Source organism: Oharaeibacter diazotrophicus (genome assembly GCF_004362745.1).
GTDB classification, from domain to species: domain Bacteria; phylum Pseudomonadota; class Alphaproteobacteria; order Rhizobiales; family Pleomorphomonadaceae; genus Oharaeibacter; species Oharaeibacter diazotrophicus.
The window spans coordinates 199,876-224,266 of the sequence record NZ_SNXY01000011.1; the positions used below are offsets into that span (position 1 = coordinate 199,876).

Here is a 24,391-nt window from a genome sequence, read left to right on the forward strand (position 1 = left end):
GGGGACGGCGCGATGGCCGACGGCACGGCGGGCACGAGGTCGAAGGGTGGCGGGGCGAAGGGCGATGCTCCGAAGGGCAATGGTCCGAAGGCCGGGGGGGCGGCGCGTCCCGGCGCCCGCCGCGGCCGGACGGTCGCCACCGACGCCGGCGCGCTGCCGGCACTCGCCCCGGTCGGACGCGAGACCGTGCAGGACCGGGTCTACGCCGAGCTCCGCCGCGCGCTGATCTGCGGCCTGTTCGATCCCGGTCAGGTGCTGACGATCCAGGCGCTCGCCGCCGCGCTCGCGACGTCGACCATGCCGGTGCGCGAGGCGCTGGGGCGGCTGATCTCCGAGAAGGCGCTGGAGGCGCTGCCGAACCGCTCGATCCGGGTACCGGTGGTGACCGGCCGGCGCGTCGACGACCTCCTGCACGCCCGCGTCCTCGTCGAGGGCGAGGCGATCGCGTTGGCCACCCCGCGGCTGAAGGGCCACGAGCTCGAACGGCTGAAGGGCTTCACCGCCGAGTGGCTGGAGCTGAAGCGCGCCTCCAAGGCCGAGCGCGTCACGCGCGAGCTCGAGCTCAACCAAGCCTTCCATTTCCTGATCTACCACGCGTCCGGATCGGACGTACTGATCCCGATCATCGAGAGCCTGTGGCTGCAGTCGGGCCCCTACGTCCGCGCCGCCGCGGTCGCCTTCGACGACGCCAGCCGGCTGTCGTCGGACTATTACCACGGCGAGATCCTGGTGGCGTTGGAGCGGCGCGACCCGGTCGCCGCCCGGGCGGCGCTCGCCGCCGACATCGGCCGCGCCTTCGACCTGTTGCGCGCCCCCGAGAGCGAGGAGGAGCCGTGAGCGTCGTCCGCATCACCGAGGAACGGTCGGGCCTCGACGTCGAGGCCGTGCTGCTCGCCGAGCGCGCGCCCGTCAACGTCGCCTTCCTCGTCGCCCATCTCGCGACGCCGCGGCTGATCCCGGGGCTGCACGCGATGTGGACCGGGCCGGAGATCTCCTGTCCGATCCCGCCCGCGCAGCTCGCCCCCGACGTGGCGGCGACCGCGCTGCCGGCCGAGAACGCGACGTTGACGCCGGAGGCCGGCGACCTCGTTCTCGCCTACGTGCCGGCGCGGACCTGGGGCGGCAGCCCGGACCCGATCTTCGACATCGGCCTGTTCTACGGGCCGAACGCGCGGATGCTGTTCCCGATCGGCTGGCTCGCCGGCAGCGTGGTCGGCAAGGTCAGGCCCGAGCAGCGGGCGGCGCTCGCGGAGGCCTGCGGCCGGATCCGCCGGTCGGGCGCCTGCGAGGTCCGGTTCGCGCTCACCGCGGGGGACGCGTCGTGAGCGCGGCGGCCGACGACGGCTTCGAGCTCTGGGACCTGCGCTGCGAGGTGGTGGCGCCGGCGGGCGCGAAGCTCTACTGCGGCGCCGTGCCCGGCGACCATTTCGAGCTGCACGGCGAGATGCTGAAGCTGCCGCCCGGCCAGGGCTTCTCGATCTACTCGCTGGCGGCGGTGCTGCCGCTGCTCGCCGCCAAGCAGCGCGTCACCGATCCGAACGACTGGATGAGCACGGACGCCGAGGTGGCCTGTCCCGATCCGAACTGCCCGTCGCGGCTCAGGATCGTCAGGACCGGCCGCCGGCGCTTCCGCCATTCCGAGACCACCGCGGTGCCGCTGCCGCCGCGGGACACGGCAGGAGAGGCCCCCTGATGGCGAGCGTTCCCACCATCGAACTGCGTCCCGGCTACCGGATCGCCCGGATCGTCCGCGGCGGCTGGCAGCTCGCCGGCGGCCACGGCGCGGTCGACCGCGCGGCCGCGGTCGAGGACCTCGTCGCCTCCGCCGAGGCCGGAATCGCCACCTTCGACTGCGCCGACATCTACACCGGCGTCGAGGAACTGATCGGCGCCTTCCGCCAAGTCTACGCCGGCCGCCACGGCGCCGCCGCGCTCGCCGCGGTCAAGGTGCACACCAAGCTGGTGCCGGACCTCGACCTACTGCCGGTGCTGAAGCGCTCGCACGTCCGCGCCATCGTCGAGCAGTCGCTGCGCCGGCTCGGCATGGAGCGGCTCGACCTCGTGCAGTTCCACTGGTGGGACTACGCGGTACCGGGTTGGCTGGAGGCGTTCGGCTGGCTCGACGAGATGCGCCGCGAGGGCAAGGTCGCCCATGTCGGCGGCACCAACTTCGACACCGCCCATACGCTCGAGATGGTGCGGGCCGGCTTCCCGGTGGTGTCGATGCAGGTGCAGTATTCCCTGCTCGACGCCCGGCCGACCCACGGCCTGGTGCAGGCGGCGCTCGACCACGACTTCGGCCTCATGTGCTACGGCTCGGTCGCCGGCGGCTTCCTGTCCGACGCTTGGCTCGGCCGGCCGGAGCCGACCGGGCCGCTCGAGAACCGCTCGCTGACCAAGTACAAGCTCGTCATCGACGATTTCGGCGGCTGGGACCTCTACCAGGAGCTGCTCCAGGCGCTGCGCGCGATCGCCGACCGCCACGGCGTCGACGTCGCCACGGTGGCGAGCCGGGCGATGCTGGACGCGCCGGCGGTGGCGGCGGTGATCGTCGGCGCCCGCAACCGCGCCCATCTCGCCGACAACGTCCGGATCGGCTCCTTCGACCTCATGGCCGAGGACCACGCCGCGATCCGCGCGGTCACCGACCGCCGCACCGGGCCGGCCGGTGACACCTTCGAGCTCGAGCGCGACCGGAACGGCCGGCACGGCTCGATCATGCGCTACAACGAAAACGCGAAGGCGTCGTGACCGCCATGGAGAGCCTCGCGAACCGCGCCATCCGCGACATCCGCGACCGCCACGCCGACTTCCAGGCGCTCGGGCGCGGCGGCCGCTCGCGCCACGACTTCCCGTTCGAGGCGACGATGGCGCCGGAGTTCCTGGTGGTCACCACCGAGGGCGGCCGGCTGACCCGCGCCGAGCTGATGGCGCATTTCGACCGCATGGCCGAGGGCGTCGGCGACGACTTCGCCATCGCGGTCGACGATTTCGCGGTCGTCCACGAGGGCGTGGACGCCGTGCTGGTCGAGTACACCGAGACGCAGTGGAAGCGGGGCGCGAAGACGCGCCGGCGCTCGACCGCGCTCTTCGTGCCGGACGCGGCCGCGCCGAACGGCGTCGTCTGGCGGCACCTGCAGGAGACCTGGATCGCGGTGCCGTGAGGGCCTCCAGGACAGTCGATCGATCGGAACGAACAACAGAGGGGACGATGCGATGACGACGACGATGAAGCTTCTCGCCGCGGCGCTCTTGGCGGCGACGGCGATGCCGGCCGCGGCGGCCGACTGCAAGATCGAGATCGGGCTGGTGATGGAACTCACCGGTCCGGCGGGCGAATACGGTCAGGCCGGCGCCAAGTCGGTCGAGATGGCCTTCCGCGACATCAACGAGGCCGGCGGCGCCGCCGGCTGCGACCTCGTCACCGACACCCGCGACAGCCAGAGCCAGGGCAACGTCGCCGTCGACGTCGCGACCCAGCTGGTGCAGGTGAAGAAGGTGCCGGTGGTGATCGGCGGCATCATCTCGTCGGTGTCGATCCCGATCCTGACCTCGGTGACCGCGCCGGCCAAGGTGGTCCAGGTCTCGCCCGCCTCGTCGTCGCCGACGCTGACCGCGCTCGGCCGCGACGGCAAGACCAACGGCATGTTCTTCCGCACCATCACCTCCGACGCCCTGCAGGGCGTGGCGGCGGCGAAATACGCGATCGACAAGGGCTTCAAGAAGCTCGCGGTGATCCACGTCAACAACGACTTCGGCGTCAACATGGTCGCCGAGTTCAAGCGCGCCTACGAGGCGCTCGGCGGCACCGTGGTGTCGGTGACGCCCTACAACGAGAAGCAGGCGAGCTACGCCTCCGAGGTCACCGCCGCGATGGCCGGCGAGCCCGACGGGCTCTACCTCGTCAGCTACCCGGTCGACGGCGCCACCATCGCCCGCACCTGGATCAGCCAGGGCGGCGTTCAGAAGTTCCTGCTCAACGACGGCATGAACAGCCCCGACTTCATCGGCAGCGTCGGCGCCGAATACCTGAACGAGGCCTACGGCACCTCCTCGGGCACCAGCCCGACGGCCTCTACCGAATACTTCAACGCCAACTACAAGGCCTTCTCCGGCATCGAGCCGTCGAACCCGGCGGCCGACCGCTCCTACGACGCCGGCGCCATCGTCGGCCTCGCCGTCGCCAAGGCCGGCGGCGCCGACAGCGCCAAGATCCGCGAGGCGATCTACGCCGTGCTCGACCCGAAGGGCGAGCCGATCCACGCCGGCAAGGACGAGTTCGCCAAGGCGCTGAAGCTGATCGCCGAGGACAAGCCGATCCGCTACGAGGGCGTGATCGGCCCGGTCGCCTTCGACCAGTACGGCGACATCACCGGCCCGTTCCGGCTGTGGCAGATCAAGGACGGCGCCGTGACCACCACCGGCGAGATGTCGACCGACGACGTCGCGGCGATCAAGGCCTCGATCAAGTGAGATCTGCGCCGCCGGGCACTTCGTCCGGCGGCGCGAACCCCGCGCGGGCGGCGAAGCCGTCGTCGGTCGGGAAGGCGGCGGCGGCTTCGGCCGCGACGATCCGGGCGTCGTCCGTGCGGCCGAGGGCGTCGAGGAGGGCGATCCGCCGGCGCGGCACCTCCTTGCGAAAGCGCTTCGGCAGGCTGGACAGGATCGGCGAGGCGGCGATCTCGACCCCGAGCCGGGCGAGCCGGCGCTCGGCCTCGTCGATGCGGCCGGCGGCGGCGAGCGCCTCGGCCTCGACGAGGGCGGCGCCGGGGTCGCCGGAGAACGCCACGGCGGCGACGGCGGCGGGATCGACCGTCCGACCCGCGCCGAGGTCCAGGGCGAGGCGGGCGAGCGCGTGCCGGCGACCGGTGTCGCCGATCGGCAGGGCGAGGCCCTTGGCGACCGCTTCGGCGCCGATCGGGCGCACGAAGCCGGCGATGACCCGGCGTATCACGTTCAGCGAATAGAGGTGGTCGTGGACCTCGTGGCCGGAGGCCACGGTGGAGAGCCGCACCGCCGCAGGCAGGCCGATGTCGACGAGACGGGCGGCGACGCCGGCGTCGTAGGGGTCGTAGAGGCCGATCACGAGGTCGATCGTGCCGCGGCGCGGGGCGGCGAGCAGCGCGGAGAGGTCCGGCTCGCCGTCGACGGGCGCGAGGCCGGCCTCGGCGGAGCGGCCGCCGGGCTCGCCGACGGAGAAGTCGGGGGCGAAGGCGACGGCCTCGGCGTCCGGCCGGCGGGCGGCGGCAGACAGTGCGCCCCACGCGCCCATGCTGCTGCCGTAGAGCACGACGCGGGCCGGGCGGACGGCGTCGACGGCGCGGGCGATCGCGGCGTCGACGGCGGCTTCGGCGCCGCGGTACCACGCGTTGTCCGGCTGGTTCAGGAACAGGCAGGCGTGGGCGGTGCGCGCGAACAGCCGCGACAGCCCGAACCGGCCGGCGGGAACGCGGACCTGCGAGAACACCACGGCGAGGACGTCGGAGCCGCGCGCGGCGGTGGCGCGGGCCGTCACATCGGCGTCGGCGATCTCGAACAGCATGGCGGGCTCGGCGGTCGACAGGGTCCGATCTCGCTGTTGCGTCCGGCCGGGCTCTCGCCCAAACCGTCCGTGGGAGGTCCGCATGGACGATTCGACCGCCATACCCCGCCGCCTGCCCGTGGTCGACGTCCTGCGCGGCGTCGCCCTCGTGGCGATGATCGTCTACCACTTCTCCTGGGATCTCGCCTACCACCGCCTCGTCGACTGGGACGTCGCCGGCGACCCGGTCTGGCGCGACTTCGCGCGGACGATCGCGGCGAGCTTCCTCGCCATCTCCGGGCTGTCGCTGGTGCTCGCGCGCCGCGCCGGCGCCGACGCCGGCCGCTACGCCTTCCGGGTCGCCAAGATCGGCGCCGCGGCGGCGGCGGTGACCGCGGTGACCTACGCGATGTTCCCGGATTCCTTCGTCTTCTTCGGCATCCTGCACATGATCGCGACGGGCGCGATCCTCTCCGCGCCGCTGCTGGGCGCGCCGGCGATCGTGCCGGCCCTCCTCGCCGCCGCCGTGTCGTGGATCGCCGCGACCGTGACGCATCCGCTGTTCGACGCGCCGCTCCTGTGGTGGGTCGGGCTGTCGACGACGACGCCGGTCTCAAACGACTACGTGCCGGTGTTCCCGTGGCTGGCGCCGATGCTAGTCGGTGTCGCCGTCGGCCGGTTGGTCGCGACCGGGCGGATCCGGCTGCCGTCGGCGACGCCGACCGCGGCACCGCTGCGCGCGCTCGCGGCGGCGGGACGCTGGAGCCTCGTGGTCTATCTCGTGCACCAGCCGCTGCTGTTCGGCCTCGTCTCGGTGGCCGCGGGCGTGCTGCCGACCAGCCCCGCGGTGGAGCGGGCGCGCTTCGTCGGGGAGTGCCGGGCCGAATGCGTGCGCTGGGACGACCGGCCGGGCTATTGCGAGCGCTTCTGCGGCTGTGTCGCCTCGTCGCTCGACGGCACGAGCTACTTCTCGGTGCGCGGCGGCGATCCCGAACTCGGCACGCTGGTGGCGACGGCCGCCACCACATGCCGCACCGCCGAGGACGACGCCGGCGCGGAGGCGCCGGCGGAGTGAGCGCGGGATGCGCGGCGGGGGGAAAACCCCGCCCGCGCGCCGCAGCCGTCAGTCGGCCTTGCCGGCCTCGGCTTCCTCGCGGCGCTCCTGCGCCTTCAGCTCGTCGATGCGCGGCATCGACATCACCGAGTAGCCGCTGTCGACGAAGTGGATCTCGCCGGTGACGCCGCTCGAGAGGTCGGACAGCAGGTAGAGCGCGGAGCCGCCGACCTCCTCGATGGTGACGGTGCGCTTCAGCGGCGCGTTCTTCTTCTGGAAATTGTACATCAGGCGGGCGTCGGTGACGCCGGCGCCGGCCAGCGTGCGCACCGGGCCGGCGGAGATGGCGTTGACGCGGATGCCCTCGGCGCCGTAGTCGGCGGCGAGATAGCGCACCGAGCTCTCGAGCGCCGCCTTGGCGACGCCCATGACGTTGTAGTTCGGCATCACGCGCGTGGAGCCACCGTAGGTCAGCGTCAGGATCGAGCCGCCGTTCGGCATCAGCGCCGCCGCGCGCCGGGCCACCTCCGTGAAGGAGAAGCACGAGATCACCATGGTGCGGGTGAAGTTCTCGCGCGTGGTGTCGGCGTAGCGGCCCTTCAGCTCGTTCTTGTCGGAGAAGCCGATCGAGTGGACCAGGAAGTCGATGGAGCCCCAACGCTCGGCGAGCGCCGCGAAGGCCGCGTCGACGCTGGCGACGTCCTCGACGTCGCAGGGCACCATGAAGTCGGAGCCGACCTGCGCCGCCAGCGGCTTCAGCCGGCGCCCGAAGGCCTCGCCCTGGTAGGTGAAGGCGAGCTCCGCCCCCGCCCCGGCCAGCGCCTTGGCGATGCCCCAGGCGATGGAGTGGTCGTTGGCGACGCCCATGATGAGGCCGCGCTTGCCGGCCATGAGCCCGGTCATGTGGTTCTGCCCTGGATCTTGTCGGGGAAGGTGCAGCGCCGCGCGGGGATCACGCGGCGTAGCGCTGGAGGACGAGCGTGGCGTTGGTGCCGCCGAAGCCGAAGGAGTTCGACAGCACGGTGTCGATCCTGGCGTCGTCGATGCGCTCGCGCACGATCGGCATGTCGGCGAAGGCCGGGTCGATCTCCTCGATGTGGGCGCTCTCGGCGATGAAGCGGTTGTTCATCATCAGGAGCGAGTAGATCGCCTCCTGGACGCCTGTGGCGCCGAGCGAGTGGCCCGTCAGCGACTTGGTCGCCGAGATCGGCGGGCAGTTGTCGGCGCCGCCGAACACGGCGCGGATCGCCTCGATCTCCTTCTCGTCGCCGACCGGCGTCGAGGTGGCGTGCGGGTTGATGTAGTCGATCCGCTCCTTCACGGTCGAAAGCGCCTGCCGCATGCAGCGCACCGCGCCCTCGCCGGAGGGGGCGACCATGTCGTAGCCGTCGGACGTCGCGCCGTAGCCGACGATCTCGCCGTAGATGCGGGCGCCGCGGGCCTTGGCGTGCTCCAGCTCCTCGAGCACCAGCACGCCGGCGCCGCCGGCGATGACGAAGCCGTCGCGGTTCTTGTCGTAGGCGCGCGAGGCGGTCGAGGGGCGGTCGTTGTACTTGGACGACATCGCGCCCATGGCGTCGAACAGGACCGACAGGGTCCAGTCGAGATCCTCGCAGCCGCCGGCGAACATGACGTCCTGCTTGCCCCACTGGATCATCTCGGCGGCGTTGCCGATGCAGTGGTTGGAGGTCGCACAGGCCGAGGAGATCGAATAGTTGACGCCCTTGATCTTGAACCAGGTGGCGAGCGTCGCCGACGCGGTCGAGGACATCGCCTTCGGCACGGCGAAGGGACCGACGCGCTTCGGGCCCTTGTCGCGGGTGACGTCGGCGGCCTCGACGATGGCGCGGGTCGACGGGCCGCCCGAGCCCATGATGATACCCGTGCGCTCGTGCGAGATCTCGTTCGCCTCGAGGCCGGCGTCGCGGATCGCCTGATCCATCGCGACGTGGTTCCAGGCGGTGCCGCCGCCGTGGAAGCGCATGGCGCGACGGTCGAGCACCTCTTCCGGGTTCAGCGACGGACGGCCCTCGACCTGGCAGCGGAAGCCCTTCTCGGCATAGGCCGGGGCGGGGACGATGCCGGATTTCGCCTCGCGCAGCGACGCCAGCACCTCCTGGGTGTTGTTGCCGATGGACGACACGATGCCCATGCCGGTGACGACGACTCGTCTCATGGATGTTTCCTCGAGCTCCCGCGGAGTGTTGGCGACGCGCCCGCCGCCCACGGCCGCAAGCGGCGGCGCGGGCGCGGGGCCTCCACTCCGGATGCGCGGCCGGTCAGGCGGCCGGCGCGGTTTCCGTCTTGAACAGGCCGACGCGCAGGTCGGTCGCCTTGTAGATGGTCTCGCCGTCGGCCTTCAGCCAGCCGTCGGCGATGCCGAGCACCAGCTTGGAGCGCAGCACGCGCTTCAGGTCGACGCCGTACTCGACCAGCTTCACCGCCGGGGTGACCATGCCGGAGAACTTGACCTCGCCGACCGACAGGGCGCGGCCGCGGCCCGGCGAACCGGACCAGCCGAGGAAGAAGCCGAGCAGTTGCCAGAGCGCGTCGAGGCCGAGGCAGCCGGGCATCACCGGGTCGCCCTTGAAGTGGCAGGGGAAGAACCAGAGGTCCGGGCGGATCGCCAGCGTCGCGCGGATCAGGCCCTTGCCGTGCTCGCCGCCCTCTTCGGAGATCTCCGAGATGCGGTCGAACATCAGCATGGGCGGCAGCGGCAGCTGGGCGTTGCCCTGGCCGAACATCTCGCCCCGCCCACAGGAGAGCAGATCCTCGTATTCGAAACTCGACCGTCGACCGTCCATACCGTTGCCGTCGCCTCTCGTGTGGTCCGGACGGCCCCGCGCCATGCGATCGAGGATCCGCCCCGGACGAACCGGCAGATGTCCTAGCACAGCCGGCCCCTCATCGAAAGCCGCAGCCTTGCGGAGATTTCGCGAGGGACGCGCCGGGATTCCACGCGCCGGGGGCCGGCTTGCGAGGGCGCGTCGGCATCCCTATTATCCACCGGATGCGAGGTGCGGGATTTCGCCGGCGCGGCCGCCGGCCGTTCCCGCGTGCCGCCGGGGACGTCGAGAGGGCCATGTCGGACGGGTCGGTTCAGAACTGGAGCGCGCGGCGGACGCGCCGTGCCGCCGCCGGTCGCGACGGCGACCGGCCCGTGGTGCGCTCGCTGCTCCAGGACGCCGGCCTCCGGCCGACGCGCCAGCGCGTCGCGCTCGGCGAGATCCTCTACGGTCGCGGCCATCGTCACGTCAGCGCCGAGCAGCTGCACGAGGAGGCGCTGGCCGCCGACGTGCCGGTGTCGCTGGCCACCGTCTACAACACCCTGCACCAGTTTACCGAGGCCGGCCTCCTGCGCGAGGTCGCGGTCGAGGGCACCAAGACCTATTTCGACACCAACGTCGGCCACCACCACCATTACTACGTCGAGGGCGAGAACCGGGTGTTCGACATCCCCGGCGACGGCGTCCCGGTCGGCGAGGTGCCCGTGCTGCCCGAGGGCATGGAGATCGTGCGCGTCGACGTGGTGGTGCGGCTCAGGCCGAAACGCTCCTGAGGGACGCGGCGCGCCCCGCATCCGTGCGAACACGGATGACGCGGGGCGCGGCCGGCGAATCCGGCGGCGGCGCCGGTCCCGTGAGGGGGGTGACTCGGTCGAAGGTGTCGTTCGACTGATCGACCTCAGTCGAAGGTCTCGTCGGGGTAGACGCCCCAGAGCTGCGGCTGCGGGATCCAGCCGGCGAAGCCCTTGCCGGCGAGCCGGCACCACTTGCCGTCGCATTCCTTGACCACCGCCTGGACGCCCGGCTCGAGTTCGGCGGTCTTCGCCGCCGTCTCGTCGGCGGTGGCGTGGATCGGGATCGGCGTCTTCGACTTGTCCCAGGGTGCGACCAGCGCGGTGCGGGTGCCGGAGAGCAGGCTGTGGAACACCCAGCCCTCGCCGCCCTCGAAGTCGCGGATCCGGCGCCAGTTCTCGAATTCCTGGGTGATTTCGACCGGCAGGCCGGAGCGGACGTAGCGCCAGACCACGTCCTGCTCGCGGCTCGGGCCGCGGCGGACGTTGACCGCGTCCGACTTCAGGCTGACGAAGCGCGGCACCGGCAGGCCGCTGGCGCCGGTCCGGACGGACTGGGCCTGCGAGACGGCGGTGCCGGCGAGGACGACGGCGACGGCGGCGAGCGCCGCGACGCGGCTGAGGGCGGTTCTGATCGTCATGACGGTGGTCGCAATCGCGGAACTTCGTGGCCGCAGCGAGGCCGCGGCGTCGTCGGCGGGGCCGGGTGCCGCACCCTGCGGGCGCGTCTTTCGGAGCGTTTGTGTTTGCCCTTGCATCTGCTACGAAAACATCCGACGGAACGCCGGACCGGACCCCGTGCGCCTCAGGGCGCATCCTCCGACCGGCAGGGTTAAGGACTTGTCAACGTCGGCCGCCCCTTCCCGGGCGGGACGTGCGAGGCGGTGCGACATGGCTCGGAAGAAGCCCCTTGTGGTGGTGACGCGCAGGCTCCCCGACGTCGTCGAGACGCGGATGCGCGAGTTGTTCGAAACGCGGCTCAACACCGAGGATCGGCCGCTGACGCAGGCCGAACTCGTCGAGGCGGTCAAGACCGCCGACGTGCTGGTGCCGACGGTGACCGACCGGATCGACGCCGGCGTGCTGTCGCAGGCCGGTCCCAACCTGCGCCTCGTCGCCAACTTCGGCAACGGCGTCGACAACATCGACGTCGACACCGCGACGGCGCGCGGCATCACCGTCACCAACACGCCCGGCGTCCTCACCGAGGACACCGCCGACATGACGATGGCGCTGATCCTGTCGGTGCCGCGCCGGCTCGCCGAGGGCATCGCGGTGATCGAGAAGGGCGAGTGGCACGGCTGGTCGCCGACCTGGATGCTCGGCCACCGCATCTCCGGCAAGCGCCTCGGCATCATCGGCATGGGCCGGATCGGCCAGGCGGTGGCGCGGCGCGCGCTCGCCTTCGGCATGTCGATCCACTACCACAACCGCCGCCGGCTCGGCGCCGAGGTCGAGGAGCGGCTGGAGGCGACGTGGTGGGAGAGCCTCGACCAGATGCTCGCCCGCATGGACGTCATCTCGGTGCACTGCCCGCATACGCCGGGCACCTACCACCTCCTGTCGGCGCGCCGGCTGAAGCTGATGAAGAAGGACGCCTATCTCGTCAACACCGCGCGCGGCGAGGTGGTCGACGAGAACGCGCTCGCCCGCATGCTGGAGGCCGGTGACCTCGCCGGCGCCGGGCTCGACGTGTTCGAGCACGAGCCGGCGGTCAACCCGAAGCTCGCCAAGGCGCCGAACGTCGTCCTGCTGCCGCACATGGGCTCGGCCACCATCGAGGGCCGAGTCGACATGGGCGAGAAGGTCATCATCAACATCAAGACCTTCATGGACGGCCACCGGCCGCCGGACCGCGTCCTGCCGTCGATGCTGTGAGACGGCTCCCGCGAGAGCGGGGTTCGCCGCGCCGTCGCACCGGTTGACCGGCGGAGCGCGCGGCGGCCCTTTCGGGACGGGTCCCGGGCGACCGGGACCGCTGGCTCGGCCGGGCGCGCCGGTGGGGCCTCCACGTCGAGCCGCGGCCGAAGAGCGCGACGCGCTTCATCCTTCGTCAAGGATGCCGCGATCCGACCGACACGCGACGCACCGCGGGGGCGGCGAGTCGGCGATCACATTCACGGATTTGCAAGGCGGCCACCGCGAGGGTCGATGGATCGATTCCCGGGATCCGCGACGATGTCCGCTCTTTCCGCCGTTCTCAGCGCCGTGCGTGCCGCCGTCGTCCGCCTCCGGCACGGCCGTCCCGACGGCAACGTGATCCTGGCCTTCGCGTTGTGCCTCGGGCTCGTCGCCGCCGCGTCCGGTTCTGCAATCGATTACGGGCGCGCGGCGATGGCGCGGACGAAACTGCAGGCGGCGGTCGACGGCGCGGTCATCGCCGGCGCGAAGGACACGTCGACGGCATGGTCGGCGTCGGCGACGAACGCGCTGCTGGTCCAGTACGCGCCGGCCGAGGCGGGCGGCATCGCCAGCGATTTCGCCAAGGCGACCGACGGGACGGTGACGGGAACGGCGTCGCAGTCCGTGCCGACGGCGTTCATGGGGCTCTTCCAGGTGGCGTCGATCACGATCTCGGTGTCGTCGCGGGCCAAGCTCGTCACGACCGGCAGCCGGGTGTGCGTGCTCCTGAAGAGCACGGCCGCGCAGGCGTTGACCGTGAACTCGGGCGCCAACGTGACCGCGCCGAACTGCGAGGTGCACGTCGCCTCGGCCGCCTCGCCGGCGGTGATCTTCAACGCCTCGACCACGCTGTCGACCAAGCGGATCTGCATCGCCGGCGCCGCCGTGATCGACAACGGCGGCACGCATCCGAACGTGGTGAAGTCCTGCACCACGGTGACGGACCCGTTCGCGGGCACCCTGCCGGCACCGCCGTCGACGACCTGCCAGTACAACGGCGGCAACTGGAACGGCGGCACGGCCAGCCTGACGCCAGGGGTCTATTGCGGTTGGTACAATTTCAACGGTGCCCCGACGGTGAGCTTCGCGCCGGGCGTCTACGTGATCAAGGGCGGCGGCATGAACGTCAACGGCGGCACGTGGACGGGGTCCGGGGTGACGTTCTACTTCGACGATTCCTCGGTCATCCAGTTCAATTCGGCCGTCAAGGCGACGCTGAAGGCGCCGACGACGGGCACCTACGCCGGCATCCTGTTCTACGAGAAGGCGGGCCTCGGCCAGTCGAACTTCGTGTTCGACGACAGCCTCGGCCACGACCTCGACGGCCTGATGTGGCTGCCGAGCCGGAACGTGACCTTCAACAGCGGGTCGCAGGTCGCGGCCGACAAGCTGACGATGGTGTTCAACACGCTGATCCTGAACAGCATGACCTGGGCGATCGACCTCTCGACCACGAAGGGCATGACCACGACCGGCGCCGTCGCGGGCTCCGGCGGGTCGGGGGGCGTCCATCTGCTGCAGTGAGGGTGACGCGCGGCCATGTCCGTGCCGGTCGATCGCGGTCCCGAGCCTAGAGAGCCACGATCGCCGCGTCGCCGCCGAGGGCGGTGAAGGCGGCGGGGTCGGTGCCGGTCATGAAGCTCTGTCCGCCGTCGCGGTCGAGGCGGGCGAACAGGGCCGCGCGGCGGCCGGGGTCGAGATGAGCCGCGACCTCGTCGAGCAGCAGGATCGGGGTGATTCCGGTCTGCTCGGCGACGAGGCGGGCCTGCGCCAGCACCAGCGCGATCAAGAGCGCCTTCTGCTCGCCGGTCGAGGACAGCTCCGCCGGCATCGCCTTGGCGGCGTGGTGGACCCGGAGGTCGGCGCGCTGCGGCCCGGTCAGGGTGCGGCCGGCGGCACGGTCGCGCGAGCGCGCCGCGGCGAGGTCGGTGCGGTACCAGTCCTCGACGTCGGAAGCGGAGGCGGCCTCGAGCGCGGCTTCCACGTCGCCCTCGAGGGCGAGGCGGGCGGCGGGGAAGGCGTCGTCGGCGCCGCCGGCGTCGATCAGGCGGACGAGGCAGCCGACCGCCTCGCGCCGGGCCGCCGCGACCGCGACGCCGAGGGCGGCGGTCTCGGTCTCGACGGCGTCGAGCCAGGCGGGATCGGTACGGTGGTCCTCGAGCAGGCGGTTGCGCCGCGTGAGGGCCTGCTCGAAGGCGGCGACCCGGCGGCCGTGGGCGGGATCGAGCGCCAGCACCAGTCGGTCGAGGAAGCGGCGGCGGTCGCTGGCGGGGCCGGTGAACAGGCCGTCCATCGCCGGTGTCAGCCAGAGCACGCGGGCGTGGTCGGAGAGGGCGTCCATCGATCGCGCCGGCTCGCCGTCGATGCGGACCTGCCGGCCGGCCTCGCCGGGCACGAGGCCGGTGCCGATCCGCACGGGGCCGAGCGCGCCCTCGATCTCGGCCGAGACCGAGAAACCGCCGGCGCCGCCGATACGGGCGATCTCGGCGAGGGTGGCCCGGCGCAGGCCGCGGCCCGGCGACAGCAGCGACAGCGCCTCCAGCACGTTGGTCTTGCCGGCGCCGTTGTCGCCGACTAGCGCCACCGAGCGCCGCCCGAAGACGAAGCGACGCGCGGCGTGGCTGCGAAAGTCGGTCAGTGCCAGCGCGGTGACGAAGACCCGCGCCGTCCGGTCCGGGTCGGTCATGGCGGCGGCCGTGGAAGCTGCGGCGGCGCCCGTCACACCCGCATCGGCATCAGGACGTAGAGCGTGTCGCCGTCGCCGACGTCCTGGATCAGGGTCGGCGAGCCGGGGTCGGCGAGGCGGAACACGGCGGTCTCGCCGGTGAGCTGGGCGGTGATGTCGAGCAGGTAGCGGGCGTTGAAGCCGATGTCGAGCGGCTCGGCGTCGTATTCGACCACGAGTTCCTCGGTGGCCGAGCCGGAATCCGGGTTGACCACGGTGAGCACCATCTTGCCGGCGGTCAGCGTGAGCTTCACCGCGCGGCCGCGCTCGGAGGAGATGGTGGAGACGCGGTCGACCGCCTCGGCGAACTCCGCGCGGTCGGCCCGGAGCTCCTTGTCGTTGCCCTGCGGGATGACGCGGCCGTAGTCCGGGAAGGTGCCGTCGATCAGCTTGGAGGTCAGCACGACGTCGCCGACGGTGAAGCGGATCTTGGCGTCCGACAGCTCGACGCCGACGTCGAGGTCGGGGTTCTCGAGCAGGCGCTGGATCTCGCCGACGGTCTTGCGCGGCACGATGATGCCCGGCATGCCCGCGGCCCCGTCCGGCGCCGGCACGTCGGCGCGGGCGAGGCGGTGGCCGTCGGTGGCGACGGCGCGGAAGCGGCGCCCGCCGGGACCCTCGACCGTGTGCAGGAAGATGCCGTTCAGGTAGTAGCGAATCTCCTCGTTGGAGATCGCGAACTGGGTGCGCTCGATCAGCGTCTTCAGGGAGGACGCCTTCAGCGTGAAGCGGTGGCTGAGCTCGCCGACGGTGATGTCGGGAAAGTCGCTCTCCGGCAGCATCTGCAGCGAGAAGCGCGAGCGGCCGGAGGTGATGGCGAGGGTGGCGCCGTCGGACGAGGTCTCGAGGCCGACCTGCGAGCCCTCGGGCAGCTTGCGGACGATGTCGTAGAACATGTGCGCCGGCACGGTGGTGGCGCCGGGGCGCTCGACCATGGCCGGGACGGTCTCCTGCGCCTCGAGGTCGAGGTCGGTCGCCTTCAGCTTCAGCGCGCCGGCGTCGGTGCGCACCAGCACGTTCGACAGGATGGGGATGGTGTTGCGGCGCTCGACGACCCGGTGGACGTGGGTCAGCGACTTCAACAGTTCGGAGCGCTCGAGCGTCACGCGCATGGGTCATCCCGTGGGGCGGGAAGGGACGGCCGACCGGGAAGGCGAGGATACGCGGAACGGTAGGCCGGCCCCTCGTGATCGGATCAGGGCGGCCCCGCGGTCTCTCGCGAGGGCCGCAGGGACAGGCACTTTACGGGGTTCGGCCGACAACGCAAGACCGTGACGCCACGAAGCGGCACGGCGCGGTCCATACACGGCGATCCACCGGAGACCTCGTGGTTTTCGACAGGATGTCAACAGGCGCGCGGGAGGCATGTCCCCGGGAACGGCCGGTGGACATCCCGGTGGAAACCACCGGGGATGCGTCGTGGACAAGGTCGTGGACGGGCGGTGGACGGCACCCGGAAGCCGGGCGCCCGTCGGCGGCGCGGATCAGGCGTCGAGCATGCGCTTCAGCACGTCGATCTCCTGGGCGAGCGCCTCGTCGTGACCGACGAGATCCTCGACCTTGCGCACGGCGTGCAGGACGGTGGTGTGGTCGCGCCCGCCGAAGCGGCGGCCGATCTCCGGCAGCGAGCGGGGCGTCATGGTCTTGGCGAGATACATGGCGATCTGACGCGGCCAGACGATCGAGCGCGTCCGCCGCGAGGACAGGAGGTCCTGCTTGGAGACGTTGTAGTGCTTGGCGACGACGCGCTGGATGTCCTCGATCTTGACGCGGCGTCCGTCGGCGACGCGGATCAGGTCCTTCAGCGTGGTCTCGGCGAGGGCGAGCGTCACCGACAGCCCGGTCAGCTGGTTGTGGCCGACGAGGCGGGTGACCGCGCCTTCGAGGTCGCGCCCCGAGGAGGTGACGTTGCGGGCGATGAAGTCGACGACGTCGTCCGGCACGGCGAAGGCCGGCGCCTGCTCGCGGGCGAGGGCGATGCGACGCTCGACGATGGCGCGGCGCAGGGCGAGGTCCGGCACGCCGATCTCGACCAGGAGGCCGCCGGCGAGGCGCGAGCGCACCCGCTCGTCGAGGGTCTCGAGTTCGACCGGCGGGCGGTCGGCGGCGACGACGACCTGACGGGCGCCGTCGATCAGCGAATTCACGGTGTGGCAGAATTCCTGCTGGATCTGCTTGCCGTGCAGGAACTGCATGTCGTCGATGATCAGGAGGTCGATGGTGCGCAGCGCCTCCTTGAAGGCGATCGCCGACTGGGTCTGCAGCGCGTGGACGAAGCGGTACATGAAGTGCTCGGCGGTGAGGTAGAGCACCTTCACGCCGGGGCGGGCCGCCTTCAGCTCGTGGCAGATCGCCTGCAGCAGGTGGGTCTTGCCCTGGCCGACCGCGGAATGGACGTAGAGCGGGTTGAACTTGACGCCGCCGGCGCCCGGTCCGTCGACGATCTGGCGCGCGGCCGCGAGGGCGAAGCGGTTGGCCGAGCCCTCGACGAAGGTCGCGAATGTGTAGCGCGGGTCGAGCGGCGAGGAGATGTCGTCGAAGGGCGAGGCGGCGGCCTCGGCCGGTGCGGCGGCGGCCGGCGCAGGGGCGGCGGGACGGGCCGGCTCGCGGCGCGGCTCGGCGCCGACGCGGATGGTGGAGCGGGCGATCGAGGCGATCGGGCCGGCGGCGGGCGCGGCGAAGCGGGCCGGGGTCTCGACGCGGGCGCGGATGGCGCTGCGGACGGCGACCTCGATCTTGCGCACGGACTCGTTCTCGTTCTGCCAGAGGCTCGTGAGCTTGTCGCGGTAGTGGGTCGCGATCCAGGACTTCAGGAACCGGCTCGGCACCGACAGAACCACGGTGCCGCCGTCGATGCCCTCGAGGTTCATGTTGGCGAACCAGCAGGAGAACACCTCCTCGCCGAGTTCGGCCTTGAGCCGGCCGAGAACCCGGGTCCAGGCATCGCGGTGCCGTGGCTTGTCCTTGTCGCCGAAGTCCGCGTCCAGCATGGGTGCCTCCTGAAACCTGTCGGGCCGGTCCGCCGCCGCGTCGGCCGTGTCACGTGCTCATGTCGGGGAACGGCGACGCGGAACGTCGCCTCAGCGGCGCCCGGGCGGGCGCCGACGGGTGTTGTCCTGAATTGTCGATGGTGGTGGTCAGGCGCCGGGGTCGCGGGTCCAGGGCAGGCCCTTGGCCTGCCACCCGTCGACGCTGCCGCGCCGTCCGTCGGGCCCGGGCGGACCCTCGAAGCCGCCGGCGACGTTGTAGGCGGCGCCGTAGCCGTGGGCCGTGGCCGCCATGGCGGCCGACTGGCTGCGCGCGCCGGAGCGGCACAGGAAATAGACCGGGGCGTCGCGGTCGAGGCCACGGGCGGCGACCGCCGCGTCCAGCATCTCGAGGAAGGCCGGGTTGACCGCCATGGTCGGGGCGGTCTGCCACTCGAGAAAGACCGGCGCGCGGCCGATCGCGGTGAGATCCGGCACGCCGACGGTCCGCCACTCCATGTCCGTGCGCACGTCGACCAGCAGGGCCCCGGGCTCGTCGCCGAGGATGCGCCAGACGTCCGTCACGTCGATATCGCCCGCGTAAGCAGCCATGGCTCGTCGCAAACCTTCCCTCTGCCGCACTCCCGATGAGAAGTGGCGGCGCCCCGGACCTCGAACTTCACTAGATGCCGGATCGACGTCGGCGGGCGACATAGGCCCTGTCGACTGCGCTCCGTGGCGGCAAGAGTAGGTCTCTCTTTACTGGGCGTTCCTTTATTTTTTCTTGGAACGACTTCGACCCTGCACTCTTCTCGCTTGCTTTCCTCGGGATCGTCTTGGCCGTCACCGAGGATGGGTTGACCATACACAGGGGGGGTCCGACCGGCAAGACGGGATTCGCCGGTCCGCGTTAACCCGATTTTAAACCGTGGCGGGTCGGGGCGGGCGATCACGGGCGGGTGATTTGGAAAGGCTTGGGATTGCTCCATTTTCAAAATTTGAATGGCCGGCGAAGCAATTCCCGCCACGCTTTCGCCACCCTCCGATTCGATCGATCACCCCGTCAAATGCCGTCGCGTCAAGGGTGGGCCCGCAGGGCACGTATCCGTAACTTGTTGATTCACAGATTAATTTCCTGCCATGCGGCGGAGCGTTCCCGGCGCGTCCGATTTCGCGGGCGCACCCGCGAAAATGCGAAGACCCGGCACGGGGGCCGGGTCTTCGGACACGAAATGGACAAGGTTCGCTCGGCTCCGGCCCGCGGGCCGGCGACGGCTCAGACGCCGAGCGACTTCACGCGCTGGGCGAGCCGCGACACCTTCCGCGAGGCGGTGTTCTTGTGAACGATGCCCTTGGAGGCGGCGCGCATGATCTCGGGCTCGGCCGACTTCAGCGCGGCCGTCGCGGCGGCCTGGTCGCCGGAGGCGAGCGCCTCCTCGACCTTGCGGACGAAGGTCCGCATGCGGCTGCGGCGAGCCTTGTTGACCTCGGTGCGAGCCGCGATCTTGCGGGTCGCCTTCTTGGCCGACGGCGTATTGGCCATGGACGAGACTTCCTTCTACCGGGCGTACCGGATGTCGCTGGAGCCGCTTCCGACCGCGACGGCTCCCCGGGGGATTTCCCTGGAACCACGATGGGCGGCGCGACAATGATCGATGGTCGGCGGGCGAGTGCCCACCGTCTCCGTTCGGGCGGTGCTTATAAACGCAGGACCCGGCCCCGTCAACGCCGGCCCGGCCGAATTTCGCGGCGGGCCGCGGCCCCGCCCCGCGCCGGCTGGCAGACCGGGCAGTGGAAGGTGGAGCGACCGGTCTGGACGATCCGCTCCACCGTGCCGCCGCAGCCCGGCCGGGCGCAGGGCTCGCCGGCGCGGTCGTAGACGGCGAAGCGGTGCTGGAAATAGCCGAGCGAGCCGTCGGTGCGGACGTGGTCGCGCAGCGACGAGCCGCCGGCCTCGATCGCCTCGGCGATCACCGCGACGATCGCCTCGACGAGGCGGCGGGTCTCGGCGGTCGGCCCGCCGTCGGCGCCGACGATCGAGCCGGCGGCGCGCAGCGGCGACAGGCCGGAGCGCCACAGCGCCTCGCAGACGTAGATGTTGCCGAGGCCGGCGATCACGCTCTGGTCCAGGAGGGCGGCCTTGAGGCTGGTGGCGCGGCCGGCGAAGGCGGCGGCGAGGTGCTCGGGCGACAGCGCGTTGCCGGTCGGCTCGACGCCGAGGTCGCGGAAGCGCGGGTGGACGTCGAGGTCGGCGCGGGCGGCGAGGTCCATGAAGCCGAAGCGGCGGGGGTCGTTGTAGACGACGCGCGCGCCCGAAGAGAGCTCGATGGCGACGTGGTCGTGGGCGGCGCTCTTGCCGCGCGGGTGGTGGAAGGGGGCGGACAAGTCCGCCCTGGGCGAGGCCGGGTCCCCCCCGGGGGAGGCCGCCTCGACCCGGAAGGAGCCGGACATGCCGAGGTGCATCACCAGCACGGCGCCGTCGTCGAGGTCGGCGCAGAGATACTTGGCGCGCCGGCCGAGGGCGACGAGGCGGCGGCCCTCGATGCGCTCGGCGAAGCGGTCGGGGAAGGGAAAGCGCAGGTCCGGCCGGGCGAGGCGGACGTGTTCCACCACGGCCCCCTCCATCGCGGGGGCGAGGCCGCGGCGGACCGTCTCGACTTCGGGCAGTTCGGGCATCGCTCTCCCGGGGTGCGGATCGCCGCCGTTTCGGACGCGGCGGAACATAGCGCGGGGCCATGGCTTCCGCTATGGTCCGGCCGCGCCGGGCGACCGGCGGTCCGATCCCCCCGGCCCTCCCCGGAGACCCCACGATGTCCGACGCCCCGTCCGCCTCCTTCGGCTTCCGCGACGTGACCCTCGACGCGAAGCAGGACATGGTCGACGAGGTGTTCCACCGGGTGGCGAGCCGCTACGACGTCATGAACGACGTCATGTCGGCCGGGCTGCACCGGGTCTGGAAGGACGCGATGGTGTCGCGCCTCGCCCCGCCGCGCTCCGGCCGCCGGCCGTTCGAGGTGGTCGACGTCGCCGGCGGCACCGGCGACATCGCCTTCCGCATCGTCGAGCGCTCGGACGGCAAGGCCCGCGTCACGGTCGCCGACATCAACGCGTCCATGCTCGGCGTCGGCCGCGAGCGGGCGGAGAAGCGCGGCATCCGCACCGTCGACTTCGTCGAGGCCAACGCCGAGGCGCTGCCGTTCGAGGACGGCCGCTTCGACGCCTACACCATCGCCTTCGGGATCCGGAACGTGCCGCGGATCGACGTGGCGCTGTCGGAGGCGTACCGGGTGCTGAAGCCGGGCGGGCGCTTCCTCTGCCTCGAGTTCTCCGCGGTCGACGTGCCGCTGGTCGACAAGGTCTACGACCTCTATTCCTTCAACGTGATCCCGGTGATGGGCCGCCTCGTCGCCAAGGACGAGGACAGCTACCGCTATCTCGTCGAATCGATCCGCCGCTTCCCCAACCAGGAGCGCTTCAAGGCGATGATCGAGGATGCCGGCTTCAGCCGCGTGACCTACACCAACCTGACGATGGGCGTCGCGGCGCTGCACGTCGGCGTCAAGATCTGAGCGGGCGGAGCGCGGGCCTCGAGATGGCGACGGGCGACCTCTTCCGCTTGGCGCGGGCCGGCTGGGTGCTGGCGCGCGAGGGCGTGCTCACGGCCCTGCCGTTCCCCGAGCCGATCCCGCTGCCGGTGCGCGTCGTCCTCGCGCTCGCCCGCCTCGTCGAGCGCCGGCCGGCGCCCGGCGACAGCGACGCGGGGCGGCTGACCCGGGCGCTCAACCGGCTCGGGCCGTCCTACGTCAAGCTCGGCCAGTTCCTCGCCACCCGGCCCGACGTGGTCGGCCGCAAGATGGCCGACGACCTCACCGCGCTGCAGGACAACGTGCCCGCCTTCGGCGAGGCGGTGGCGCGCGAGGAGATCCTGCTCGCCTTCGGCCGGCCGGTGGAGGAGGTGTTCACCGAATTCGGCCCGCCGATCGCGGCCGCCTCGATCGCGCAGGTGCACCGCGCCGCCGTCGTGGACCGGGTCACGGGCGAGACGCGGGCGGTCGCGGTCAAGGTGCTGCGGCCGGGGGTCGCCCGGCGCTTCGCGCGCGACCTCGGCGGCTTCTACGTCGCGGCGCGGACGATCGAGCGTTGGGTGCCGTCGGCGCGGCGGCTGAAGCCGCTCGCGGTGGTCGACACGCTGGCGCGCTCGGTGGCGCTCGAGATGGACCTCCGCCTCGAGGCGGCGGCGCTGTCCGAGATGGCCGAGAACATCGCCGCCGACGAGGGCTTCCGGGTCCCGGCGGTCGACTGGGAACGCTCGGCCAAGACCGTGCTGACCATGGAGTGGATCGAGGGCCGCAAGCTCTCCGACGTCGCCGGCATCGCCGCCGACGGCCACGACCTGGTGCAACTGTCGGCGCGGCTGATCCAGTCGTTCCTGCGCCACGCGGTGCGCGACGGCTTCTTCCACGCCGACATGCACCAGGGCAACCTGTTCGTCGACGCCGACGGCACCATCGTCGCGGTCGACTTCGGCATCATGGGCCGGCTCGGCGTCAAGGAGCGGCGCTTCCTCGCCGAGATCCTCTACGGCTTCATCCGCCGCGACTACCGCCGCGTCGCCGAGGTGCATTTCGAGGCCGGCTACGTGCCGGCGCACCACGACGTCGCCAGCTTCGCCCAGGCGCTCCGCGCGATCGGCGAGCCGCTGCAGGGCCACACCGCCTCCGAGATCTCGATGGCGCGGCTCCTGACCCAGCTGTTCGAGGTCACCGAGCTGTTCGACATGCAGACGCGCCCGGAGCTGATCATGCTCCAGAAGACCATGGTGGTGGTCGAGGGCGTCGCCCGCACGCTCGACCCGGCGCTCGACATGTGGCGCACCGCCGAGCCGGCGGTCGGCGACTGGGTGGTGCGCAACCTCGGCCCGGTCGGACGGATCGAGGACGCCGCCGCGTCGCTGCGCGACGTCGTCGCCCTGATCGGCCGGCTGCCGCAGATCGCCGCCGACCTCGACGCCGCCGCGGCGACCGCGCTCGAGCGCAACCGCACCGAAGAGAGCCGCCGGCGCTCGACCGACCGGCTGGTGGTGCCGGCCTGGATCGCCGCCGGCGCGCTGGTGGCGGCGGCGGTCGCGCTCATCTGGTGAGGCGGCCGGGCTCGTCGCCGGTGGCGACGTCGAAGCCCTCGTCGGCCCAGCCCGTGACGCCCCCGATCATGATCTTGACCGGGCGACCCTGGCGGGCGAGCCGCAGCGCCGCGCGGTCGGCGCCGTTGCAGTGCGGGCCCGCGCAATAGACCACGAAGACGGTGTCGTCCGGCCACTCGGCCATCCTGCGCTCGGTCATCTTGCCGTGCGGCAGCCCGAGCGCGCCCGGCACGTGGCCGGCGCGGTAGAGCGCCGGACCGCGGACGTCGACGAGCACGAAGTCCGGACCGTCGGCGCGCAGGAGGGCGGCGTGGACGTCGGAGCAGTCGGTCTCGAAGGCGAGCCGCGCGGCGAAATGCGCGGCGGCGAGCTCGGACGGGGCGGGCGGGATCTCGGTGACGGGGCTCGGCATCGGGGTTTCCTCGGCAGATGGTCGGGACGGCCGGAGCTTGCGCCGGGCGGCGGATCGGGCAAACTGGCCACCATGACGACGAGCGTCGAAATCGCGCCAAACCCGCACGCCACCCTGGCGACGGACGCCGCGCCGGCGGGACCGCTGGTGGTGGTGCTCGCCTACGACGGGCTCTGCACCTTCGAGTTCGGCGTCGCCTGCGAGATGTTCGCGCTGCCGCGGCCGGAGATGGGGCCGGGCTGGTACCGCTACCGCGTCGCCGCGGTCGAACCGGGGCCGCTGCGGGCCGCGGGCGGACTGACCGTCGCGGTCGAGGCCGGGCTGGAGGCGCTCGCCGAGGCGCACACGATCGTGGTGCCGGGCTGGCGCGGCATCGACGCGCCGGTGCCCGCGGCGTTGACGGCCGCGCTGGTCGCGGCGCGGGCGCGCGGGGCGCGGGTGATGTCGCTCTGCTCCGGCATCGCGGTGCTCGCCGCCGCGGGCCTGCTCGACGGCCGCCGCGCCACGACGCACTGGCGGTACGCCGCGGCGGTCGCCGCACGCCATCCGGCCGTGACGGTCGACGCCGACGTGCTCTACGTCGACGCCGGCGGCGTGCTGACGGCGGCCGGCAGCGCGGCCGGCATCGACCTCTGCCTGCACGTGATCCGCTCCGACTTCGGCGTCGAGGCGGCGAACCGGGTGGCGCGACGCCTCGTGGTGCCGCCGCACCGCGAGGGCGGTCAGGCGCAATTCGTGGAAGCGCCGGTGCCGCGGGAGCGGGAGGGCGCGCGGCTCGGCGCGCTGATCGACCACCTGCGTGCCGCCCTCGCCGAGGACCACGACCTCGCCTCGATGGCGGCGCGGGCCGGGATGAGCGTGCGCACCTTCCAGCGCCGCTTCGAGGCGGCCACCGGCTCCCCGCCCGGGGCGTGGCTGGTCGCCGAACGGGTGCGGCGGGCGCGCGAGCTCCTGGAGAGCCGGCCGACGATCGCGCTCGACGACGTCGCCGCGGCCTGCGGCTTCGCGGACGCCGCGGCGCTGCGCCACCATTTCCGCACGCGGCTCGGGACCAGCCCGACGGCTTACCGGCGGCTGTTCGCGCCCTGATCCGG

General features: G+C 72.0%; 25 protein-coding genes. 13 read left to right on the plus strand and 12 right to left on the minus strand.

The genetic code is table 11. The annotated features are described in order from the left end of the window. Positions 1 to 12 precede the first annotated feature (12 nt). Genes EDD54_RS21210 through EDD54_RS21235 form a run of 6 tightly spaced genes read left to right on the plus strand, consistent with a single transcriptional unit; the run spans position 13 to position 4,473 of the window. The gene (locus EDD54_RS21210) at positions 13 to 837 is read left to right on the plus strand and encodes a GntR family transcriptional regulator (RefSeq protein ID WP_126540584.1); all 825 of its coding nucleotides are present in this window, start codon (positions 13 to 15) and stop codon (positions 835 to 837) included. After that, positions 834 to 1,325, plus strand: coding sequence for a DUF3830 family protein (locus EDD54_RS21215; RefSeq protein WP_126540585.1), 492 nt, complete (start codon positions 834 to 836; stop codon positions 1,323 to 1,325). Before EDD54_RS21210 ends, EDD54_RS21215 begins: the two co-directional genes overlap by 4 nt. Further along, positions 1,322 to 1,693 carry a TIGR04076 family protein gene (locus tag EDD54_RS21220; RefSeq protein ID WP_126540586.1) on the plus strand — a complete coding sequence of 124 codons (372 nt, stop codon included), beginning with the start codon at positions 1,322 to 1,324 and terminating at the stop codon, positions 1,691 to 1,693. Before EDD54_RS21215 ends, EDD54_RS21220 begins: the two co-directional genes overlap by 4 nt. Continuing rightward, on the plus strand, positions 1,693 to 2,751 hold the full coding sequence (locus tag EDD54_RS21225) for an aldo/keto reductase (RefSeq protein ID WP_126540587.1): 1,059 nt from the start codon (positions 1,693 to 1,695) through the stop codon (positions 2,749 to 2,751). Before EDD54_RS21220 ends, EDD54_RS21225 begins: the two co-directional genes overlap by 1 nt. Further along, positions 2,748 to 3,164: a hypothetical protein gene (locus EDD54_RS21230; RefSeq protein ID WP_126540588.1), complete on the plus strand. Its 417-nt coding sequence runs from the start codon at positions 2,748 to 2,750 to the stop codon at positions 3,162 to 3,164. Before EDD54_RS21225 ends, EDD54_RS21230 begins: the two co-directional genes overlap by 4 nt. Positions 3,165 to 3,216: 52 nt before the next feature. Then, entirely contained in the window at positions 3,217 to 4,473 is a 1,257-nt protein-coding gene (locus EDD54_RS21235; protein WP_126540589.1) for an ABC transporter substrate-binding protein, read from the plus strand. On the opposite strand, the gene EDD54_RS21240 is transcribed toward EDD54_RS21235, so the two are convergent. Further along, entirely contained in the window at positions 4,466 to 5,542 is a 1,077-nt protein-coding gene (locus tag EDD54_RS21240) for a hypothetical protein (protein ID WP_126540590.1), read from the minus strand. The two genes, EDD54_RS21235 and EDD54_RS21240, sit on opposite strands and share 8 nt — an antisense overlap. A gap of 82 nt (positions 5,543 to 5,624) precedes the next feature. Between EDD54_RS21240 and EDD54_RS21245 the strand changes: the two genes are divergently transcribed. Beyond that, complete coding sequence (locus EDD54_RS21245; protein WP_165644516.1) at positions 5,625 to 6,596, plus strand: acetyltransferase domain-containing protein; 972 nt, start codon at positions 5,625 to 5,627, stop codon at positions 6,594 to 6,596. 48 nt (positions 6,597 to 6,644) lie between these two features. Here EDD54_RS21245 and fabI read toward each other — a convergent pair whose 3' ends face one another. From fabI to fabA, 3 genes are all read right to left on the minus strand, one after another. Continuing rightward, complete coding sequence (gene fabI / locus EDD54_RS21250; protein WP_126540592.1) at positions 6,645 to 7,478, minus strand: enoyl-ACP reductase FabI; 834 nt, start codon at positions 7,476 to 7,478, stop codon at positions 6,645 to 6,647. Between the two features lie 49 nt (positions 7,479 to 7,527). Further along, a complete protein-coding gene (gene fabB / locus EDD54_RS21255; protein ID WP_126540593.1) occupies positions 7,528 to 8,751 on the minus strand; it encodes a beta-ketoacyl-ACP synthase I in 1,224 nt (407 codons plus the stop codon). Positions 8,752 to 8,854: 103 nt separating this feature from the next. Next, positions 8,855 to 9,379: a 3-hydroxyacyl-[acyl-carrier-protein] dehydratase FabA gene (fabA, locus tag EDD54_RS21260; RefSeq protein ID WP_126540594.1), complete on the minus strand. Its 525-nt coding sequence runs from the start codon at positions 9,377 to 9,379 to the stop codon at positions 8,855 to 8,857. Positions 9,380 to 9,657: 278 nt separating this feature from the next. Between fabA and irrA the strand changes: the two genes are divergently transcribed. Beyond that, the gene (irrA, locus tag EDD54_RS21265) at positions 9,658 to 10,134 is read left to right on the plus strand and encodes an iron response transcriptional regulator IrrA (RefSeq protein ID WP_126540595.1); all 477 of its coding nucleotides are present in this window, start codon (positions 9,658 to 9,660) and stop codon (positions 10,132 to 10,134) included. A 125-nt stretch (positions 10,135 to 10,259) separates the two neighbouring features. Here the strand turns inward: irrA and EDD54_RS21270 are convergent, their stop codons facing one another. Then, positions 10,260 to 10,793: an SH3 domain-containing protein gene (locus EDD54_RS21270; protein WP_126540596.1), complete on the minus strand. Its 534-nt coding sequence runs from the start codon at positions 10,791 to 10,793 to the stop codon at positions 10,260 to 10,262. Positions 10,794 to 11,043: 250 nt separating this feature from the next. Here EDD54_RS21270 and EDD54_RS21275 point away from each other — a divergent pair, with 250 nt between their 5' ends. Together EDD54_RS21275 and EDD54_RS21280 are read left to right on the plus strand one after the other, a co-directional pair. Then, entirely contained in the window at positions 11,044 to 12,030 is a 987-nt protein-coding gene (locus EDD54_RS21275) for a 2-hydroxyacid dehydrogenase (RefSeq protein ID WP_126540597.1), read from the plus strand. 300 nt (positions 12,031 to 12,330) lie between these two features. Next, positions 12,331 to 13,578, plus strand: coding sequence for a pilus assembly protein TadG-related protein (locus tag EDD54_RS21280; RefSeq protein ID WP_165644515.1), 1,248 nt, complete (start codon positions 12,331 to 12,333; stop codon positions 13,576 to 13,578). Positions 13,579 to 13,624: 46 nt separating this feature from the next. Here the strand turns inward: EDD54_RS21280 and recF are convergent, their stop codons facing one another. The 6 genes from recF to mutM form a co-directional block, all read right to left on the minus strand. Further along, positions 13,625 to 14,740: a DNA replication/repair protein RecF gene (gene recF / locus EDD54_RS21285; protein WP_126540599.1), complete on the minus strand. Its 1,116-nt coding sequence runs from the start codon at positions 14,738 to 14,740 to the stop codon at positions 13,625 to 13,627. 32 nt (positions 14,741 to 14,772) lie between these two features. Continuing rightward, on the minus strand, positions 14,773 to 15,891 hold the full coding sequence (dnaN, locus tag EDD54_RS21290; RefSeq protein ID WP_126540600.1) for a DNA polymerase III subunit beta: 1,119 nt from the start codon (positions 15,889 to 15,891) through the stop codon (positions 14,773 to 14,775). Positions 15,892 to 16,263: 372 nt separating this feature from the next. Continuing rightward, on the minus strand, positions 16,264 to 17,769 hold the full coding sequence (dnaA, locus tag EDD54_RS21295; protein WP_126540601.1) for a chromosomal replication initiator protein DnaA: 1,506 nt from the start codon (positions 17,767 to 17,769) through the stop codon (positions 16,264 to 16,266). Between the two features lie 147 nt (positions 17,770 to 17,916). Further along, positions 17,917 to 18,357 (minus strand): rhodanese-like domain-containing protein, encoded by a 441-nt coding sequence (locus tag EDD54_RS21300; RefSeq protein ID WP_126540602.1) that lies wholly within the window; start codon positions 18,355 to 18,357, stop codon positions 17,917 to 17,919. Between the two features lie 664 nt (positions 18,358 to 19,021). After that, positions 19,022 to 19,288, minus strand: a complete 267-nt coding sequence (gene rpsT, locus EDD54_RS21305) for a 30S ribosomal protein S20 (RefSeq protein WP_126540603.1) — start codon at positions 19,286 to 19,288, stop codon at positions 19,022 to 19,024. A 179-nt stretch (positions 19,289 to 19,467) separates the two neighbouring features. Continuing rightward, entirely contained in the window at positions 19,468 to 20,421 is a 954-nt protein-coding gene (gene mutM / locus EDD54_RS21310; RefSeq protein ID WP_126540604.1) for a bifunctional DNA-formamidopyrimidine glycosylase/DNA-(apurinic or apyrimidinic site) lyase, read from the minus strand. A gap of 134 nt (positions 20,422 to 20,555) precedes the next feature. On the opposite strand from mutM, the gene ubiE reads away from it, so the two are divergent. Together ubiE and ubiB are read left to right on the plus strand one after the other, a co-directional pair. Next, a complete protein-coding gene (ubiE, locus tag EDD54_RS21315) occupies positions 20,556 to 21,314 on the plus strand; it encodes a bifunctional demethylmenaquinone methyltransferase/2-methoxy-6-polyprenyl-1,4-benzoquinol methylase UbiE (protein ID WP_126540605.1) in 759 nt (252 codons plus the stop codon). Positions 21,315 to 21,337: 23 nt separating this feature from the next. Continuing rightward, a complete protein-coding gene (gene ubiB / locus EDD54_RS21320) occupies positions 21,338 to 22,885 on the plus strand; it encodes a 2-polyprenylphenol 6-hydroxylase (protein ID WP_126540606.1) in 1,548 nt (515 codons plus the stop codon). Here the strand turns inward: ubiB and EDD54_RS21325 are convergent. Further along, positions 22,875 to 23,297 carry a rhodanese-like domain-containing protein gene (locus EDD54_RS21325; protein WP_126540607.1) on the minus strand — a complete coding sequence of 141 codons (423 nt, stop codon included), beginning with the start codon at positions 23,295 to 23,297 and terminating at the stop codon, positions 22,875 to 22,877. The two genes, ubiB and EDD54_RS21325, sit on opposite strands and share 11 nt — an antisense overlap. A gap of 72 nt (positions 23,298 to 23,369) precedes the next feature. Between EDD54_RS21325 and ftrA the strand changes: the two genes are divergently transcribed. Further along, positions 23,370 to 24,386, plus strand: a complete 1,017-nt coding sequence (gene ftrA, locus EDD54_RS21330) for a transcriptional regulator FtrA (RefSeq protein WP_126540608.1) — start codon at positions 23,370 to 23,372, stop codon at positions 24,384 to 24,386. Positions 24,387 to 24,391 lie beyond the last annotated feature (5 nt).